The 17661-nt window shown below is 60.3% G+C and carries 16 protein-coding genes and 1 pseudogene; 8 read left to right on the forward strand and 9 right to left on the reverse strand.

Annotated features, from left to right (window positions below; translation table 11 throughout):
- Positions 1 to 87 precede the first annotated feature (87 nt).
- The 4 genes from BAC01S_RS01480 to BAC01S_RS33560 form a co-directional block, all read right to left on the reverse strand.
- The gene (locus BAC01S_RS01480; RefSeq protein ID WP_027793168.1) at positions 88 to 990 is read right to left on the reverse strand and encodes a plasmid partitioning protein RepB C-terminal domain-containing protein; all 903 of its coding nucleotides are present in this window, start codon (positions 988 to 990) and stop codon (positions 88 to 90) included.
- Complete coding sequence (locus tag BAC01S_RS01485) at positions 987 to 1889, reverse strand: plasmid partitioning protein RepB C-terminal domain-containing protein (protein WP_027793169.1); 903 nt, start codon at positions 1887 to 1889, stop codon at positions 987 to 989. Before BAC01S_RS01485 ends, BAC01S_RS01480 begins: the two co-directional genes overlap by 4 nt.
- On the reverse strand, positions 1886 to 3451 hold the full coding sequence (locus BAC01S_RS01490) for a recombinase family protein (protein WP_027793170.1): 1566 nt from the start codon (positions 3449 to 3451) through the stop codon (positions 1886 to 1888). The genes BAC01S_RS01485 and BAC01S_RS01490 overlap by 4 nt, the downstream gene beginning before the upstream one ends.
- A gap of 167 nt (positions 3452 to 3618) precedes the next feature.
- On the reverse strand, positions 3619 to 4062 hold the full coding sequence (locus BAC01S_RS33560) for a hypothetical protein (RefSeq protein ID WP_084168124.1): 444 nt from the start codon (positions 4060 to 4062) through the stop codon (positions 3619 to 3621).
- Positions 4063 to 4565: 503 nt separating this feature from the next.
- Here BAC01S_RS33560 and BAC01S_RS01495 point away from each other — a divergent pair.
- Positions 4566 to 4802, forward strand: coding sequence for a hypothetical protein (locus BAC01S_RS01495; protein ID WP_027793171.1), 237 nt, complete (start codon positions 4566 to 4568; stop codon positions 4800 to 4802).
- Between the two features lie 103 nt (positions 4803 to 4905).
- Entirely contained in the window at positions 4906 to 5409 is a 504-nt protein-coding gene (locus BAC01S_RS01500) for a GNAT family N-acetyltransferase (protein WP_027793172.1), read from the forward strand.
- Positions 5410 to 5748: 339 nt separating this feature from the next.
- Here the strand turns inward: BAC01S_RS01500 and BAC01S_RS01505 are convergent, their stop codons facing one another.
- A complete protein-coding gene (locus tag BAC01S_RS01505; RefSeq protein ID WP_027793173.1) occupies positions 5749 to 6228 on the reverse strand; it encodes an AraC family transcriptional regulator in 480 nt (159 codons plus the stop codon).
- A 157-nt stretch (positions 6229 to 6385) separates the two neighbouring features.
- Between BAC01S_RS01505 and BAC01S_RS01510 the strand changes: the two genes are divergently transcribed.
- Positions 6386 to 7792 carry an ethanolamine ammonia-lyase subunit EutB gene (locus tag BAC01S_RS01510; protein WP_027793174.1) on the forward strand — a complete coding sequence of 469 codons (1407 nt, stop codon included), beginning with the start codon at positions 6386 to 6388 and terminating at the stop codon, positions 7790 to 7792.
- Positions 7789 to 8583, forward strand: a complete 795-nt coding sequence (eutC, locus tag BAC01S_RS01515; RefSeq protein ID WP_027793175.1) for an ethanolamine ammonia-lyase subunit EutC — start codon at positions 7789 to 7791, stop codon at positions 8581 to 8583. Before BAC01S_RS01510 ends, eutC begins: the two co-directional genes overlap by 4 nt.
- Positions 8584 to 8595: 12 nt before the next feature.
- On the opposite strand, the gene BAC01S_RS01520 is transcribed toward eutC, so the two are convergent.
- Together BAC01S_RS01520 and adh are read right to left on the reverse strand one after the other, a co-directional pair.
- Positions 8596 to 8976 (reverse strand): DUF779 domain-containing protein, encoded by a 381-nt coding sequence (locus tag BAC01S_RS01520; protein ID WP_043200940.1) that lies wholly within the window; start codon positions 8974 to 8976, stop codon positions 8596 to 8598.
- Positions 8977 to 9059: 83 nt separating this feature from the next.
- Positions 9060 to 10580: an aldehyde dehydrogenase gene (gene adh, locus BAC01S_RS01525; RefSeq protein ID WP_027793177.1), complete on the reverse strand. Its 1521-nt coding sequence runs from the start codon at positions 10578 to 10580 to the stop codon at positions 9060 to 9062.
- Positions 10581 to 10874: 294 nt separating this feature from the next.
- On the opposite strand from adh, the gene BAC01S_RS01530 reads away from it, so the two are divergent.
- Together BAC01S_RS01530 and BAC01S_RS30005 are read left to right on the forward strand one after the other, a co-directional pair.
- Positions 10875 to 11069 carry a hypothetical protein gene (locus BAC01S_RS01530; protein ID WP_027793178.1) on the forward strand — a complete coding sequence of 65 codons (195 nt, stop codon included), beginning with the start codon at positions 10875 to 10877 and terminating at the stop codon, positions 11067 to 11069.
- Positions 11070 to 11262: 193 nt separating this feature from the next.
- Positions 11263 to 11520, forward strand: coding sequence for a hypothetical protein (locus tag BAC01S_RS30005; protein ID WP_043200797.1), 258 nt, complete (start codon positions 11263 to 11265; stop codon positions 11518 to 11520).
- Between the two features lie 85 nt (positions 11521 to 11605).
- On the opposite strand, the pseudogene BAC01S_RS01540 reads toward BAC01S_RS30005, so the two are convergent.
- Positions 11606 to 11902 (reverse strand): annotated as a pseudogene (locus BAC01S_RS01540) (IS3 family transposase); the annotation flags it as partial.
- Positions 11903 to 12007: 105 nt separating this feature from the next.
- Positions 12008 to 12874: a LysR family transcriptional regulator gene (locus tag BAC01S_RS01545; RefSeq protein WP_027793180.1), complete on the reverse strand. Its 867-nt coding sequence runs from the start codon at positions 12872 to 12874 to the stop codon at positions 12008 to 12010.
- Positions 12875 to 13489: 615 nt separating this feature from the next.
- Here BAC01S_RS01545 and BAC01S_RS30010 point away from each other — a divergent pair.
- Together BAC01S_RS30010 and BAC01S_RS33220 are read left to right on the forward strand one after the other, a co-directional pair.
- Positions 13490 to 14146 carry a DUF4865 family protein gene (locus BAC01S_RS30010; RefSeq protein ID WP_052408672.1) on the forward strand — a complete coding sequence of 219 codons (657 nt, stop codon included), beginning with the start codon at positions 13490 to 13492 and terminating at the stop codon, positions 14144 to 14146.
- Between the two features lie 1018 nt (positions 14147 to 15164).
- A complete protein-coding gene (locus BAC01S_RS33220) occupies positions 15165 to 17327 on the forward strand; it encodes an N-6 DNA methylase (protein WP_245616471.1) in 2163 nt (720 codons plus the stop codon).
- The last annotated feature ends 334 nt before the right edge of the window (positions 17328 to 17661 follow it).

Here is a 17661-nt window from a genome sequence, read left to right on the forward strand (position 1 = left end):
AGCAGGCAGGTGCGCCCTCGGCCAATTGCTGCTCAAACGCCAGCCGATTGCATACGGAATATGTCCAGCCACTATGTCAGGAATCGGCTAGACGACCGCGCTGAATTGCTGCTGGTCGAGAGAAATCGTTGCGATGATGGACTCGAACTCCGCCATCAAGTCCGGATGGCGTTGGGCAACGTATTGTCGTGCGGATTCGTTTTCGAGAAGCTTGGCGAGATACCCTTTTGCAAGCACTAAATTCAGCACGTCCTGACCGTAAGTCTGCTCAACGAGCTTGTACTGTCCCTGCAGGTTGCTCATTTCTCGCTCCATTTTCGCCATTTGTTCCGGGCTACCGCCCGTCAATTTGCGTGGTTTCTTGCCCTCTACAAGCAGCGCTGCAGGCGTGGCCACCAACAATGCTTCGGCGTATGAGACTGTCACGTTGTTCGCGGCCACCATCAGCTCAACGCATTCCACCTGCCGCGTCGGCTTCATTTTACGAATTGCGCGAACAAGTTCCGGCGAGAACTGCCGGTCGCCGAGGAGTTCGGCTGCCTCTGGGCATACACCGTCGAGGAGCGACATCTTCTTTACAATCAGCGACACGTCCACGGAAAGCGCTTTCGCCAGTCGTTCAGGTGATACGCCTCTGTCGATTACGCGCCTTATCATATAGTGCTCCTGGATTGTCGAAAGGCGATTGACACGGTTGTTATACGTGTAGCTCTCGTCATCGGTCGCAACGAGACAGGCAACGGTCTCGTGCCTCAGGTCCTGGATGGCGAGTAAGCGCAGATGACCATCCAGCAGAACGTGTTGACCGGAGGTCTGGTCCGCAGCTGTTACAGAGAGCGGTTCGATGAGACCGACCTCCTCAATGGAGGTCCTTATCTGCTTGTATTTCCGCGATTCGACCACGGGCGCCGGTATTCTGCGTGATGGCAAGATGTTGCCGACTGGCACCGACAGAGGCTCAGGGATGAATCCAAGGGTGACGCCAGTCATGTAACGCTCCCGCTTGGCCAGACGCGTTCGGCAAGATATTTCGGGAGGCTGGCCAGTCCTTCCGCACGCAGGAGGTTGACGAAGTTCTCATCGGCAAACAGTTGCCTCAATGCGCCGACGACGAACAGCAAACGCTGTTGTGTGAATTCGGCCTTCCTGACCATCGATTTCTGACGTTCCACTTCGCGCTCGTACGTGCGCACGAGACTCGAAGTCGTGACAGCAACAGCCTTGCTGGTCATATTGCGAGCAGTGCTTCTTCCGAGCGCTTTTCTGCGTTCGATGACGCGGCGAGCGTTCATCAACTGCTTGCCCCGCAATTTGCCCGACTCGTAGGCTTCCTGAAGTGCAGCCTGAATTTCAGCGTCGTCTTCGCCGGCGCCCACAATGGTGAGGGCCGCATTCAAGGGAACGAGACCTTTCTCCACGGCAACGACGAGTCTCTCTTCTCCCTGATGCAGCAGCGTGAGGATACCGTGGACGTAGGTCTGCGTCAGACCCGTCTTTTCGGCAATGACTTTCGGCGTATATCCCTGCTCCTGCAATTGCCGGATGCCGGCAAGCCGTTCGATGGGACGACACTGTCTGCGCGCGATGTTTTCAGTCAGGCTCATGATGAACGCGTCCTCATCGCTGACGCTCACCACGAGTGCGGGAATAGTCGTTTCACCGAGCGTGCGGAACGCCTTCAGTCGACCCTCGCCGCATACGAGCAGATATTTTTCGATGCCGCCGGCCGTGGCTCGCGGCGTGACCACGATAGGTTTCTTGAGGCCGATGGTCTTGATGTTGTCGACGATTTCCTTGAAAACCCGACCATTACGCTCTCGCGGATTGATAACTTCAATCTGTGAGACGGGGACCATCCGGATTTCTCCGGGCTGCTGCCGCGTATTCACGCAACCCTCCTGAGACGGGCGCGTTCAGCCATGCCATAGAGGTAATCCAGCGTATCGAAGCGATAGCTCTCAAACTCGATGGGATTCTGGTCTGCCAGATGAATTCGTGGTTGGCAAAAATCCAGATGTGGCAACAGGTAGTAGTCCAGCGTCGATTCATTCGTCTGGTCGAGCCGCACAGCAACCGTGATGTCCGGCAGAAGGCTGGTATCAAAGCGCACCTTCCAGTGATTGCGACCGTTGTCATGCGCCTGGCAGCGCGCGAGCACGATGCATGTCGTGAACTCGTCATTGACCGTCAGCAGGTCGGTTGCCGGGTCGCGCATCACCGTGCCACCCAAATCCGCGATTTTCGTCTCCGTTTGCGCGACGATTTCCGGATGCAGTTGCCGGAGGAACCGGTTGGTTTCGATGTAACGATAGTCCCGGCCAGGTGTGAAACCTACCGTCTGATAGGCGCGAATCAAACTGCCAAACCGGTACACGTAGACCGACGTCGAAGGCATGCCGTCGGTTTCATCAATCACCACACCGGACAGAAAGCCGCGACTGCGATACAGATTGCGCAGGCGCTCGATTAGCTCCTCATTTGAATAGCGACGCGCTCGCGCTCTCATGATGCCTTGAGCGGTATAGAACGTCTCGCTCGGCACGATGGCCTGAAATGCGCCTTCCTTTCGAATCCACATGTCCGATGGGTTGGTCACCCGCATCTTTTTCAGCTTGAACGACACACGGTTGTACACGTTGTTGCCGATGTATTTCTCGTTGGTCAATACCTCCCGCACCGTGGCTCGAGTCCATTCCCGGTCAAGGTCAGTTCGCACGTGCATGCCGTTCAGACGAGCGGCAATTTCGTATTCATCGAGCGACCCGTCGATAAACCAGTCGTAGATTAAATTGACTATCCGCACTTCGCTTTCCGGTCCCGGCATGAGGATTACCCGGTCCGTCTGCAGGCTTTTATGCTCACCGCGCCGCAATTCTGCTTTCATGAGACCGTGGTCGTCGACCAACACGCGGCGCAGTCCATAGCCAGCCGGCCCTCCTTGCCGGAATCCCTTTTCAATCAAACGGCACTGGCCGGCGAACACCTTCGCCGACAGCTCCCGGCTGTATTCACCCGCCATGGCCCGTTTTACACCTTTAACAATAGTCGAAACAGGTGACCCGTCATTCTCGAACTGCTCGGCGCAGTACGCCACCTGGATGCCAGCACGGCGGCAGATGTACTCGTAGTACGCGCTCTCGTCGGCATCCTGGAATCGCCCCCATCGACTCACGTCATAGACGAGGATGACGCTGAAGTCGGCATTGCCATTGACGACATCGGAAATGAGATTTTGCAGTGCCTGCCGTCCGTCAATTCGTAGACCGCTTTTGCCCTCATCGGCATACGTGCGGACGATTTGGAATCCACGGCGGGCAGCGTAGTCCCGAATCCGGTCGCGCTGATTCTCGGTCGAATACTGTTGGTGTTCGGTCGACATGCGCACGTACTCTGCTGCGCGCCCGGCAGACGAACTGGCGGCGACCGGTGCATCCGCGTTATTGAATGACATGCTCCACCCCGCAACTCAGAGACGGACACGCGGCAGACACCGGGCGCAAGTGAGCGCCGGATGCGAGCGTCGCGGCTTCACATCAGAAGGTCGCGTTCGAAAACGAACGATGACAAGGCAAAGGTAGCAGGCCCGACGCCAATGCGTATCAGGTCATCTCTTTGCAATCATGTCGGCGGCGCTGTCGGTGCAGACAGCACGGCTATGTGAACTGTCCACGCGTCCATTTTTGCGACAGCGGCATCGTTCGCGCGAGACAGCAGGTAGAAACCAGAGCCGAGCGGCCGTGGGAGCCTGATGACATCCATCTTTGCAATCGGCTTGCGACTCCGTCGCGCATTGCGCAATCGCTGCATACTGCGATTGCGCTCGCGATACGCCGGATGAGCAGCTCGATATTCGCGCCAGTAGCTCGAGTGGCTCGCGCGCCATTTCGCCTGTGCGCGAGCCTGGTTGTCGCGATAGTCGCTGTCGACACGGAGCCGGTCGCGCTGCCAGTCGCGTCGACGGGCGCGCTGGCACGGCCCCGAGGAGCAATATCGCTGATGGGGAACATGCAGAAGCGGCACGAACGCATTGCCGCAGGCAAGACAAAGGCGGGTCGATTTCATGGGCCCCTCCGTGTCGGGTCGGGACAGGCGCCCGCGACCGGCTGACCCACCGGCGAAATCGCTGGCCTGAGAGGGGGTAGTGAAGGGTCGTCGGCGCACATCCAGCAGATTCCCATCACCCGCGAAAATCGCTAAAATTTCCTTACTTCAAGCGCAGTTTTTCGAAAACGGCGCGCGTGCGCGACCGCCGTCCGCTGACGGGAGAGCTCGTTTCTGGGGCTTCGACCGCGCCGTATTTGACGTGGCTCTGGTCGGAAATTCTCGGCTTATGCGTCCGTTTTTCTCACGTTATGCATCCGCCCCGGCTGGGGAGCCTTATCTGGCAAGGGCCAGTTTCTCCGGATATGCGACCATCTACAGCGTCAAGCGCAACAGATAACGAACAGAAGCAGTCGCATTTGAAGATTCACGCCCGGTATAACCGGGCGTTTTTCTACGGATGTCTCATGCCGTCCGCGGTCTGACTGGCCAGTCGTTTCCGGCGACTAATTTCCACAAAAACCATGATCAATCCATCCACGGTTTCAGGTGTAATTATCTGGGGCGTTGTTTCTGGCCTGGTGACTTCAGCGCTGATATTGATCTTTGGTCTCCTGATGTCCAAGGTAGTATTGCCAGCCTACCTGGCATTTATCTACAAAGGCGTGGACCTCCGGGGCGTGTGGACCGAGGAGCGCGACCCTGACGCTAACGGAAAATTTTCGATCCAGTTGTCTCTGGACCAGAGTGGCTGTCGGTAATTTCGTGTTCAAGGCATATGATGCGCCCCAGGAGAATATATGCCTCGCAAACCGAAGGCCCCGCAGATCCCGATCCAAACAACCGTCTTTGCCGGAAAGACTGATGCCCAGAGTTCGCATAACCCGCGTAGCCCGCTCTGACGCAGAAGACCTGATCGCTGCCAATCGCGCGAGTCAATCGCACCATCTTCCTTGGGTCACCTCATTTACCGACCAGGCAGGCTTCGACGCCTGGTTCGCACGCACGCTGGTCGGCCCGAATGTCGGCCTCGTGGCCCGTGAGGTGACTGCGAACGAAGTTGTCGTGAACATCAACGAAATCGTCGCGGGCGCTTTCCAGAGCGCTTATTTGGGCTATTACGGCATGCAGCAGTACGCAGGGCAGGGCTTCATGACGGAAGCGTTGAGAGCCGCCGTCAATTACGCGTTCGACGACCTCGGTCTGCATCGCCTGGAGGCGAATATCCAACCTGGCAACGTGGCTTCCATCTCCTTCGTGCGCCGAATCGGCTTTCAGAAGGAGGGATTCTCGCCGCGCTATCTCCGGATCGACGGCGAGTGGCGCGATCACGAGCGCTGGGCGTTACTTGCGGACATGCCGCGCTGAGCCGAAAGCACGCTCAGGCAGACTATCCACACCCTCATGCGGATAACCCCCGAAAAACCCGGCTGAATATCTGTGAACGGAATGGGGACAAGTCACGCCGCGCCGCGCGGCCCGAAAAGTTGTCATCGGCAGCCCTACGTTGTTCACGCGCGCCGCGCGCAGTTATAAAACGGCCAAGCCATTGACTACTTAACGGTTTTCCCCGCTTATCCACAGGAAACCCGCGATCTTGTTAACTATTACTACGTTTATATACAAGTAAACAAGAAAACCCTTAAAGCCCACGCCGGAGCAAGCGCGTCGAAGCCTTCTCCGGCAACACCGCATCAACCCAGGCACTCAAGCCAGCGGCAAATAAAGCTCCGTGCGCAACGCCTCGGGTGCGACTTCTTCAGGCGTATTCAGATACACCTCGAACGAAGCCGCATTGAAATCGCCCTCATGGCCCGATTTCGGCAGCCAGTCCGCGTAAAACCACATCCAGGCGGCTTTCAGACCTTCATACGGTCCTTCATGGAGCAGCACCGCGTGCTTGCCGCCGCGCAACTGCAGGGATTCCACCGGTGAAGCGGGCGTGACCTTCGATGCGTCCGGGAGGTGAATGGCCGCCTTCGAGCGCAGCTTCGACTCCTCGACCCGATCCGGGTCGTCGTAAAAGATGCCGACCAGCTTTGCGCCCGCCGTAGGCACGCCGCGCTGGCCCAACCACTGCGCCAGCGTGAAAAAGGCATCGCCGATTTTCGTGTACGGGCCAACGTGTCCCACTGCGAGCAGGTTCATCGGTTCGAGGGTGACAATCTTGACGTCGCGCTGTTGCATGGTGGCGCCTCCATGAAGATAGGCGGCGCTGGCCGCCGGGTAAGAGATCCACGATAGCACCGTCGTATGCGAGGCGTTCACTGGCGTGACGCTGCGTTTTTTTGGCGCTATCGTGGAAGCCGGCGGCAAGACAGCCGCCGGCACAGGAGCGAGCCCGATGAGCCACGCGCAGTCGCACGTCCAGACCCTGGGTATCCGCGTCTACCGCTTCGACGGTTTGCGCACGCTGCTGGCGAAGGCCAGCGCGCAGCGCTCGGGCGACGAACTCGCGGGCCTCGCAGCCGCAACCGAAGAGGAACGCGTGGCTGCCCGGCTCGCGCTCGCCGATCTGCCGCTGCGCGCCTTCCTGGATGAGCCGCTGATTCCGTACGAAATGGACGAGGTCACGCGCCTCATCCTCGACGGCCATTCCGCGCAGGCTTTCGCACCCATCGCGCATCTCACGGTGGGCGAGTTCCGCGAGTGGCTGCTGGCGGACAGCACGCAGGCCGCCACGCTCGCGGCGGTCGCGGACGGCCTCACGCCCGAGATGGCGGCTGCCGTTTCGAAGCTGATGCGCAATCAGGATCTGATCGCGGTGGCGAGAAAGCGGCCCGTGGTTACGCGCTTTCGCAACACGATCGGTCTGCCGGGGCATCTCTCGGTGCGCCTGCAGCCCAACCATCCCACCGACGACGTGCGGGGCATCGCCGCTTCGATGCTCGACGGCCTGATGTACGGCTGCGGCGATGCGGTGATCGGCGTCAATCCCGCCTCCGACAATCTCGCCGCCATCATGCGCCTGCTCGAGATGATCGACGGCTTTCGCGAGCGTTACACCGTGCCGACGCAGTCGTGCGTGCTCACCCACGTCACGAGCACGCTGGCGGCGATCGAAAAAGGCGCGCCCGTCGACCTCGTGTTTCAGTCGATCGCCGGCACGCAGGCGGCGAACACGGGGTTCGGCATCTCGCTCGCGCTGCTCGACGAGGCGCACGAGGCGGCGCTCGCGCTCGGCCGCGGCACGATCGGCGACAACGTCATGTACTTCGAGACCGGCCAAGGCAGCGCGCTCTCGGCGAACGCGCATCACGGCGTCGATCAGCAGACCTGCGAGGCGCGCGCCTATGCCGTCGCGCGGCGCTACCGGCCGCTGCTCGTGAATACGGTGGTCGGTTTCATCGGGCCGGAATATCTCTACGACGGCAAACAGATCGTCCGCGCGGGGCTCGAAGATCACTTCTGCGGCAAGCTGCTGGGCGTGCCGATGGGCTGCGATATCTGCTACACGAACCACGCGCAGGCGGACCAGAACGACATGGACACGCTGCTCACGCTGCTCGGCGTGGCGGGCGTGAATTTCATCATGGGCGTGCCCGGCGCCGACGACGTGATGCTCAACTACCAGAGCACGTCGTTTCACGACGCGCTCTATCTGCGCGACGTGCTCGGGCTGCGTCGCGCGCCGGAATTCGAGGCGTGGCTCGCGCAGATGCAGATCGTCGATGCACGCGGCGCATTGCTGGGCGCGTCGGCCGAGCCGCCGCTGCTGGCGCAGGCTACGAACTGGGTGGAGGGCGCATGAGCCGGGGACCCGTCGAGGCGAATCCGTGGGACGCCTTGCGCCGCTATACGCGTGCGCGCATCGCGCTGGGCCGCGCGGGCAGCGGTTTGCCCACGGCTGCCCTGCTGGCGTTCGAGCTCGCGCACGCGCAGGCGCGTGACGCAGTGCATCAGCCGCTCGACGCCCCCGCGCTGCATGCGGCGTTGCGCGAGCGCGGGCTGGCATCGCTCGACGTCCATAGCGCAGCGCTCGATCGCGACCACTATCTGCGCCGACCGGATCTCGGCCGGAAGCTCGATGCGGCAAGCCTCGAAGCGCTGCGCGATGCGCTAACGCGACCCGTCGATGTCGTCTTCGTGATCGCGGACGGCCTCTCCTCGCGTGCTGTCGCCACGCATGCGCTGCCGTTGCTCGATGCGTTGCTGCCGAAACTCGAAGGGTGGCGAGTTGGCCCGCTGGTGGTTGCACGCCAGTCGCGCGTCGCGCTGGGCGACGAGGTCGGCGAGAGTTTGCGCGCGGCGTTCGTCGTGATGCTGATCGGCGAGCGCCCGGGCCTGAGCTCGCCGGACAGCATGGGCCTCTATTTGACCGCCGCGCCGCGGGTCGGCCGCACGGATGCCGAACGCAACTGCATCTCGAACGTGCGGCCGGAAGGGCTCGGCTATGCGGCCGCCGCCGCGAAGCTGCACTACCTGCTCACGCGGGCGCGCGCTTTGGGCTTCACGGGCGTCAACCTCAAAGACGACAGCGACGACGGGCTCGACGATGCGCGAGCGGGATCGTCGACGCCGCTGTCCGCGCAGCGCGATTGAATGCACCGTACTTCAAGCGTCTGCCCGCGCGACCGGATGCGCGGCAAGCCATGCGCTTTCGTCGTCGTCGAATAAACGCGAACGCGTGAGAAAGCGCAGCCCCGTCGGCCGTTCGAGCGAGAACATGCCGCCGTTGCCGGGCACGGCGTCGATGATGAGCTGCGTGTGCTCCCAGTATTCGAACTGCGACGCGCTCATGTAGAACGGCATGCCGCCGATTTCGCCGAGCCGCACGTCCGACATGCCGACCATGAACTCGCCGGCCGGAAAGCACATCGGCGCGCTGCCGTCGCAGCAGCCGCCGGATTGGTGAAAAAGCAGTGGGCCGTGCTCGTGCGCAAGCCCTTCGATCAGCGCGAGTGCGCTGGGTGTGGCGATGACGCGTTCAACCATGCTGGCCTCGTTCCTTGCGTTGATATTCTGGAGGCAGACGGCGGGCGGCGCGCACAGCATCGGGCGCCCGCCCGCCTGCCCGCTCAGAAGAAGCCGAGCGGCTGTTCGCTATAGCTGACGAGCAGGTTCTTCGTCTGCTGATAGTGGTCGAGCATCATCTTGTGGTTCTCGCGCCCGATGCCCGACTGCTTGTAGCCGCCGAACGCCGCGTGCGCCGGGTAAGCGTGGTAGCAGTTGGTCCACACGCGCCCGGCCTGGATGGCGCGGCCGAAGCGGTACGCACGCGTGCCGTCGCGTGTCCAGACACCCGCGCCGAGGCCATAGAGCGTGTCGTTGGCGATTTCGAGGGCTTCGTCTTCGGTCTTGAAGGTCGTCACGGAAACGACGGGCCCGAAGATTTCTTCCTGGAAGATGCGCATCTTGTTATGGCCGCGAAATACGGTGGGCTTGACGTAGTAACCGTCGCCAAGCTCGCCGGCGAGCTTGTTGCGCTCACCGCCGGTCAGGCATTGCGCGCCCTCCTGCTTGCCGAGGTCGATGTACGAGAGGATCTTTTCCATCTGCTCCTGCGAGGCCTGCGCGCCGATCATCGTCTTCGGGTCGAGCGGGTGCCCCTGGGCGATCGCCTCGACGCGCTTCACCGCGCGCTCCATGAAGCGGTCGTAGATCTTCTCGTCGATCAGCACGCGAGACGGGCACGTGCACACCTCGCCCTGGTTCAGCGCGAACATCGCGAAACCTTCGAGCGCCTTGTCGAAATAGCCGTCGTCGCGATCGATCACGTCGGCGAAGAAGATGTTCGGGCTCTTGCCGCCCAGCTCCAGCGTGACCGGAATGATGTTCTGGCTCGCGTACTGCATGATGAGCCGGCCCGTGGTGGTCTCGCCCGTGAAGGCGATCTTGGCGATGCGGCGGCTCGACGCCAGCGGCTTGCCTGCCTCGAGGCCGAAGCCGTTCACCACATTGAGCACGCCGGGCGGCAGCAGGTCCTGAATCAGCTCGACGAGCACGAGCAGCGAGGCGGGCGTCTGCTCGGCGGGCTTGAGCACCACGCAGTTGCCGGCGGCGAGCGCGGGCGCGACTTTCCATGCGGCCATCAGGATCGGGAAGTTCCACGGAATGATCTGGCCGACCACGCCGAGCGGCTCGTGGAAGTGATAGGCGACGGTGTCGTGATCGATCTCGGAGATGCCGCCTTCCTGCGCGCGCACGCAGCCCGCGAAGTAGCGGAAATGGTCGATGGCGAGCGGGATGTCGGCGGCCAGCGTTTCGCGCAGCGGCTTGCCGTTGTCGATGGTCTCGGCGACGGCCAGCGTCTGCAGGTTCTGTTCGAGGCGGTCGGCAATGCGGTTCAGGATATTGGCGCGGTCGGTGGACGAGGTCTTGCCCCAGGCGGCTTTGGCCTTGTGCGCGGCGTCGAGCGCGAGCTCGATATCGGCCTCGCGCGAGCGCGGCACCGAGGTGAACGGATGGCCGGTGATGGGGGAGATGTTGTCGAAGTATTCGCCGCCGAGCGGCGCGACCCACTCGCCGCCGATGAAGTTGCCGTATTGTTTCTTGTACGGGAATCCGGTGGTCAGGAACTGCATTTCCGCGTGATTCATCGTCGTGCTCCTCTGTTCTCGATATCGATATGGACGGGCGCGGCGCACCGCGCAACCACGGGGCGCTAATGCGAGAACCGTGCCAACGCGCGCGACGCGGCGCCGCACCGAGGCGTAACGCGCCTGGGCGGGCGATGCACGGTGAGGGGAGCCGACGAGCGAGGGAGAGGGGTGCGTCGCAACTGAACAGTTTTGCGGCGCGCTGCTCAAAAACTGAACAGCGGGAACAGGAAGTTCTGCGCGCCGGCCGCGTTTGCTGTAGGCTTTGCGGCCGTTATCGTCAGGAGGAGCTATATGTCTGAATCGTTCGTTTGCCGCAACCAGTCGTGCGGCACGCCTTGGGAACAGGGCGACGTGGTTATCAAGAACGAAGGCCAGGGGCCGCTGTTTCGCTGCCCGCTATGCGGCGCGCGCAATTACCTCGAACAGTTCGAGGACGACGAGGGCAACGTGGTTTACGAGCAGGTGGACGGCAAGCCGTTCCTGTGAGTGCCGTGCAGCTGCGGGGCTGCGTCGGCCCAGCGCTATGGCGTGGCTGGCGGTCGGATCAACCAAAGGATTGCTAACGTTCGAGCTGCTGGCCAACCCTACCTATTCAACCTGATAGCTGGTGCGCGTACCGTGACGATCTAAAGTAGATCCATACGATAAGAAACTACGCTGTCGCCACGCGGGGTGAGCCATGACATTCGTCGAACAGGAAATTGCGCACATCGCGCATGTGATGCCGCCGTCGCTGACGGGCGACTTCGAAACGCCGGTAATGGGCGTCTCGTACTGGCGCAAACGACTCTATACGCTGCTCAAGCAGAACCACCTCACACACGTCCAGCTCGCCACTGTGGACATGCTGCTGCGCCAGCTCGACGGCTTCGAGGCGCGCGGCCGCTGGTTGCCGCGGCGCGAAAAGAAGGCGTTTCGGGTTCGGGCGCTGGCTTGAGTGCGCGGGTGCTGTTGGTCGGTTTTGCTAGCGGCGCTGAGCCTGCTGAGGTTCCCTCGGTTTTTCGCCTTCCAAGGGTCCCGAGTTATGCAACTGCATCCTTGGTCTGCTGAGCCTTGATCCAGTCCCGAAGGAACTGCTCGGGAGAAACGAGGCCGAGAGACGAATGGCGACGACTGCGGTTGTAAAACACTTCGATGTATTCGAACAGATCGGCCTTCGCGTCCTGATGCGTCCGATAGCGCGTGGCGTGAACCCGCTCGTTCTTCAAGCTGTTGAAGAAGCTTTCCGTCGGGGCGTTGTCCCAACAATTTCCCTTGCGGCTCATCGAGCAGCGCATACCGTAGTTGGCCAGTTTGCGCTGGAACTCGTGACTCGCGTACCAGTGAGCGAACTAACGGCGAATGGCACGCTCGCATCAATCGTCGCGGAACCGGTCGCGCGCGACGTGCACTGAGGTTGCGGGTGGCGCGGACGGGGGCGTCCTTTATGCCATGGCATTCGCCGCAGGCACGGACCTGAACGCGCTGACTAGCGTACGCAGCGCTGCTCGCACCTGCAAGTCGCGGGTCGCAGAATAAAGCACGACGTCGCGCGGCGGCAAAGGCGGCAGACGCAGGCGCGGGCCGACGTCCTCCGTGCCGACCGGCGCAACGCGGCGGGCCAGCGGCGCGACCGCAAGGCCCGCCTGTGCGGCTGCTGCGAGCGCCGCGATACCGCCCCCGACGAAGACCTCGACCCATGGAACGCAGGCCGCCTGCAACGCGCCGATCGCCATCGCGCGGACCCTGCACGGTGCGGCTTGGGTCGCGATACGCAACGGTTCGCCGTCATGTTGGGTCCAGCCTGGCGCTGCCATCCAGCCGAATGGCTCGGCCTGCAGCGTATCGCCGTCGCGGCGGCTATCATCGTGGCGCAGCACCAGCGCTGCGTCGAGCGCCCCGCGGTCGAAATCTGCCTCGACATCGCGCGAGCTTGCAACGCGTAGCTCGACCAGCAGCCCCGGGTCGGCCCGATGTACGTGCCGCAGCAGGAGCGGTAAATCCGGCCCGACAATGTGATGGCTGATGCCGACCTTCAGCGTCGCGCGCTCACGCATTAGCACGCTGATCGTGTCGTCATGCACCTGAAGAAGAGTCCGCGCGGCCTGCAGGAAGATCTCGCCCTTCGGCGAGAGTCGCACCATCCGCAGAGTGCGCTCGATCAAACGGTGGCCGAGCCGCTCCTCTAGCCGCTTCAGCTTTAGACTGACCGTCGACTGCGTGCTATCCAGTACATCGGCCGCGCGCGTGAAGCTACGTAAATCGGCGACCAGCACGAACGCCTGTACCGCTTCGAGATCGAGTGTCTTCATGGGGATTCGTTTATTTTTGCCGCCGTTGAGACACGGCAGGGCCCGTTTTCTGCCGTCGCACAAAATGCCACGTTAGCGTCATCCGACTGCCTTGACAAGCAGGTGCCACGCCCTTGGCGCAAGGAATCGCGACGCGTATCCGCCCGAATCCGTTATCAACCCGGGCACTGTGCGGGCGCCGTCTGGCCGGCATCATGCTCGCTACCGCTCTCCTCGGCTCGCCCCGCACGCAATAGCTCACATGCCCGTGGTACCTGGTTGCGACAATGACAATGCCAGCGGCAGCATAAAGGCGCCGAGCGCGTCTGCTACGCCGGCATGATCGCGTAGCGCGCCGACGGCAAACGCCGCAAGGCGACACTGCTCGAGGTGCTCACACGTGACGAAAACGAGGCTAGGCCTCTCGATCGTGCGAACTGTGCTCCGGGCGTACAACTGCTCAGCATTGCGTACGCGGCGCCCGCAATGCGCCGCTTGCATCGTGCCGCTAGACGACATGCGTGCGACAGCGATACGAATTCTTCATCGCTGAAATACGCGATCGCGAATTGAGGCGCGCGCAGGCCGTTTGCTACCGTGGTCGTCCGACACTCTGCTGAGCAAAGGAGCCAGATCATGCTGATCAAGCAATACGAACACCGCCTGCCGTTCGACTACAACATCGACCAAATCCGCGCGCGCGGTCGGGAGCGCGGCGCGAAATGGGACGATGCGCAGGGTCTCGCGTTCAAGGCATTCGCTCTGCGCGAGCGCGGCAAGCACGGCGCGCCGCATCATGCGTATACGTCGATCTACCTTTGGTTAGCGGAGGACGCAGCTGCCGATTTCGTCACCGGTCCGCGCTTCCAGCCAGTGCTCGATTCGTTCGGACGCCCCACGATTCGCACTTGGCTACCGATCTCGGTGCAGATCGGCGACGTGCATCGACACGCGCTCGCGATCTACAAGCACGAGTTCGAACTCGACGAACGCACCGATCTAGTCGCGCTGCGCAAGTCGGAGGCGATCCGTGCGGACAGCCTCGCTGGGCAGCCGAATAACATCGCCGCAATCGTCGGTATCGATGTGACGACGTGGAAGCTGGTACGCTTTGAGATCAGCGCGGCGCCGCTGAGCGAACCCGAGGTGGGAATCGGCTACGAGATCGCGTATCTGGCCGCGCCCGGCTGGCGCGGAACGACGGCGGCGGACGGAGATGCTGCGGAACACACGCAAACGAAGCGCGCGGTCAAGACATCTGCTGCTCTCATGAATGGTGGTTCCCGGATTTAGATTTTGAAAAGCGGGGTGGCGTCAATCGGTCTTCATCGGTGCCGTTCACAAAGCGGCAACCTGTCGGACGTTCGAAAGTCGACGACGTGCTGAAAGTGGTTGTCCAGTCGATTTCCTAGGTTTGCCGTACGGGGGGGCTCAGCAAACGGGTCCGTCGCCCAACGCAGCGCGTCACCATTGGTTGCCCCTCGGTTATTGGCAGCGGGATTCGTGACCGGTGCTGAAGCGCCGCAGCGTTGTCCGAGGCATGATGTAATACTGGGCCATATCGTTCGACTCGGGCTAAAATATCAACCTAGTCCGCTGTTGATACGATGAGCGGCTGCCGACGCGCGAGGAAAACCAGCAAATATGTCAATTTTTGGTTGGTATGTGGCCTCGCTGCTTCGATGGATAGCCTTGATGGGTATGGTGTTGACGGACGTGTTCAAGTCCTGCTGCATCCGAGCGGGTTCCAAGGAGGAACCCGCTTTTTTTTGTTCTACAAAGGCGACCGTGCTCTAGAATCAGACGGATTTGCCGAAGCGTGGGGTTCGTCGATTCTCACGCTGGCTGGACCGACCTTAGGATTGGTAGAAAAATGTCAAAGTCCGCAAACGAGACCGAAACAGTCATCAAACGCATCCTTCCCTATTTGTAGAGGCGAGGCTATGAGATCGCGACGGACCTCCATTTCGAGACTGCAGCGTCTTCATCGGACCGCTATGAGGCTGGATTTGTTGATATTCTGGTCTGGCCGAACGACAAGACGTATCCGAAGGGTAAACCTGCGTTTCTGATCGAAGCAAAACGGATTGCCAAGAAGCTTTCCGAGCAGGACAAAAAGCAGGCACTTGGATATGCGCGCGCTGACGGCTACGACGTTCCGTTTGTCGTTGTTTGCAACGGAGCCGAAATCCGCTCTTACAATGCGAAGACGGGGGAGCCAATTCAGTGGAATGGCAAGCTGTCGTCCAAGATTCCTGCCAAGAGTCAACTTAAGTCTGTCCTGAAAGATTTCAAGACGGACCCGCAGGCCGTGCGCATCGAGCTTCCCGGGGAGGATGGTCCGCTGGACGGATCATCCGCACTGCCTTTCCGGCCGAGCCTGCCGTTGCGGCAGTTGAACGCACTATTCTCCCGATGCCATGACGCCATTCGCAAGAACGAGAAGGACGAGAATCACGTTTTTGACGACTTTTCCAAACTGCTGTTCCTCAAGTTGCTAGAGGAGAAGGCCGATACCGAAGAGGGCTTCAATTTACCTTACAGCTATACTTTCCACGAGCTGGCGACGTTGGCCGACGCCAAAGCAGATCAAGTCCAAAGCGCGATTCTGGACATGATCAAGAAGATTCGCACCGACAAGTCCTATGGCGACGTTTTAGCGAATCCGATCCACCTGAAAGTCGCAAAAACGTTTCTATATCTAGTTCGTCAACTTGCAGCAGTTAATTTCACCGATAGCACTACAGATTCAAAAGGCGCCGCGTTTGAATACTTTGTTCGCGCGACGCTGAAGGGCAAGAAGCTCGGTCAATACTTTACGCCGCGGCCCCTTGTTCGCCTCATGTCTGCACTCGTAGGACAGGAGAAGATCATGAATGCCCTTCTGTCTGGTTCGACGCCACCGAAGGTGCTTGACCCTGCGTGCGGTACGGGTGGCTTTCTAGTGTATTTGATGGGGGATGGCCTCAAGAGTGCGAATCAGAAACTTGCAGACCGACTAATTAGCGCGGCGACGCATAGCGAACTGGTTAGAAAAATCCGACAGCAAGTATTTTTTGGCTCCGATGCCAACGAGGGCGTGGCATGCGCGGCCAAAATGAACATGATCGTCGCCGGCGACGGGCATTCGAACATTCAGCCTGAAAACAGCTTGGCGCATTCTGCAAAGAACTGGAATATTGAAAATCCAGATTGTGATTTCATTCTTACTAACCCGCCGTTCGGTACGTCCGAGAGCGGTGCATTGTCCGATAAGGACCTAGAACAGTTCGAAATTCAAACAGCGAAGGGCCAACTTCTGTTCCTGCAAAAGATGGTCCTCTCTACTCGCCGCGGTGGAGAGATTTGCACCGTTATCGATGAGGGCGTTCTGAACACCGACACGGCCGCGCCGATACGCAAATGGCTTCTGAGCAAAGCTAAGTTGTTGGCAGTAGTGCGTCTCCCTGATGAAACATTCCGTCCCAACAAGATCAACGTTCGATCAAGTGTTCTTTATCTGCAGCGAATGACGGAGGATGAGGAGGAAATTTCTGACGACATCAAGTACCCGATCGCCTTTTGCGACATCGAAACGTTCGGTATGGATGGCGCTGGGGACATCGCACGCAATTTCGACTTGGACCTTCTCATTGATTCAGTCGGCAAGAATATCCTACGAAATGGTCGCGCTCGAAGCGGAAAATACTGGTCCGTTTTTGATGTCCAAGTGGCCAAGATTCGCGCAGATAAAGCTTCTCGATTCGATGTGAAGTATTGGCGGCCCGGCGTGACCAACACCATGAAGGAAATCGTTGCCGCCAATGGAAAGACGATCAAGGAACTGAACACGATTCCGACCGCCAGAGGGACAAGTCCCAGTGCTGACGCCTACGTTGACGCAGCCGATGGCTTTGCATTGGTAATCAAGGCGGGCAGCAACATATCGCGATATGGTGAACTGATCGTTGACGGTGACTACATCGAGAAAAGCCTTTTCGACGAGTATGCAGAAAAGGCGCGGGCGCAAAAGCGCAATCTCAACCTGATTCGACCCGGCGATGTCTTGGTTTCCTCGACTGGCGATGGAACTCTGGGCAAGTGCTGCGTGTACCGCCCCATGATGGACGAAGTTTCCGGCGAGGCTGCGCCCACCGCAGCGATCGCCGAAGGCCACGTTGCAATTATTCGAGTCGATCCGAACGTAATTTGGCCAGAGTACCTGTGCGATTACTTGCGCGTGGGCTTCGGTGCCCAGCAGATTGAGCGGTTCTACACGGGTTCAACGGGGATGATCGAGCTAACCCCCGCTGCGCTCGACGAGGTAGTTGTCAATCTACTCTCCGGTGTTGAAGAGCAAAAGCGATACTCCGATGCTCTCCGACTGGGAGAGGCTAAGGCACGCACCACATCGGAGCGGGCTGCAACGGAGATGAGCGCCGCATTGGATGCATTTCGAAGTGGAACGAGCAAGCTTCTCGAGCTAACTTCTTAGCCGCGTGCTTTTCGGCAGCCTGACCCGATGCCTGCACAGCCGGTTCGGCGCGCTTTACAAGGTCGAAGAGCTGTTCCGCGGCAAAACCCACCGGATGAACGTCACGTGTGCCGCCGGGAACACGCCGATTATTGCTCGATCGACTGCATGCGTGACTTACCGCCACGTTCGAGACGCTCTCGCGCAAAGGCGACGCCCGATTGTCGGATTTGCGGCTCATGCGAATGACGCTTGATAGTCGGCTACCAGGGTTGGCAGGACAGGGCTCGTGCAGATCAGAATTAGAAAGGACGCGTATTGGCGAGGGCAAATATAAAACAATGCGGATTCTGAC

The sequence above is a fragment of the Paraburkholderia acidipaludis NBRC 101816 genome (assembly GCF_000684975.1).
Taxonomy (GTDB): domain Bacteria; phylum Pseudomonadota; class Gammaproteobacteria; order Burkholderiales; family Burkholderiaceae; genus Paraburkholderia; species Paraburkholderia acidipaludis.

Coding starts and splice junctions, on each gene's coding strand:
- BAC01S_RS01480 (WP_027793168.1), bottom strand. CDS start 990: ATGACTGGCGTCACCCTTGGATTCATCCCTGAGCCTCTGTCGGTGCCA.
- BAC01S_RS01490 (WP_027793170.1), bottom strand. CDS start 3,451: ATGTCATTCAATAACGCGGATGCACCGGTCGCCGCCAGTTCGTCTGCC.
- BAC01S_RS33560 (WP_084168124.1), bottom strand. CDS start 4,062: ATGAAATCGACCCGCCTTTGTCTTGCCTGCGGCAATGCGTTCGTGCCG.
- BAC01S_RS01495 (WP_027793171.1), top strand. CDS start 4,566: ATGATCAATCCATCCACGGTTTCAGGTGTAATTATCTGGGGCGTTGTT.
- BAC01S_RS01500 (WP_027793172.1), top strand. CDS start 4,906: ATGCCCAGAGTTCGCATAACCCGCGTAGCCCGCTCTGACGCAGAAGAC.
- BAC01S_RS01505 (WP_027793173.1), bottom strand. CDS start 6,228: ATGCAACAGCGCGACGTCAAGATTGTCACCCTCGAACCGATGAACCTG.
- BAC01S_RS01510 (WP_027793174.1), top strand. CDS start 6,386: ATGAGCCACGCGCAGTCGCACGTCCAGACCCTGGGTATCCGCGTCTAC.
- eutC (WP_027793175.1), top strand. CDS start 7,789: ATGAGCCGGGGACCCGTCGAGGCGAATCCGTGGGACGCCTTGCGCCGC.
- BAC01S_RS01520 (WP_043200940.1), bottom strand. CDS start 8,976: ATGGTTGAACGCGTCATCGCCACACCCAGCGCACTCGCGCTGATCGAA.
- adh (WP_027793177.1), bottom strand. CDS start 10,580: ATGAATCACGCGGAAATGCAGTTCCTGACCACCGGATTCCCGTACAAG.
- BAC01S_RS01530 (WP_027793178.1), top strand. CDS start 10,875: ATGTCTGAATCGTTCGTTTGCCGCAACCAGTCGTGCGGCACGCCTTGG.
- BAC01S_RS30005 (WP_043200797.1), top strand. CDS start 11,263: ATGACATTCGTCGAACAGGAAATTGCGCACATCGCGCATGTGATGCCG.
- BAC01S_RS01545 (WP_027793180.1), bottom strand. CDS start 12,874: ATGAAGACACTCGATCTCGAAGCGGTACAGGCGTTCGTGCTGGTCGCC.
- BAC01S_RS30010 (WP_052408672.1), top strand. CDS start 13,490: ATGCTGATCAAGCAATACGAACACCGCCTGCCGTTCGACTACAACATC.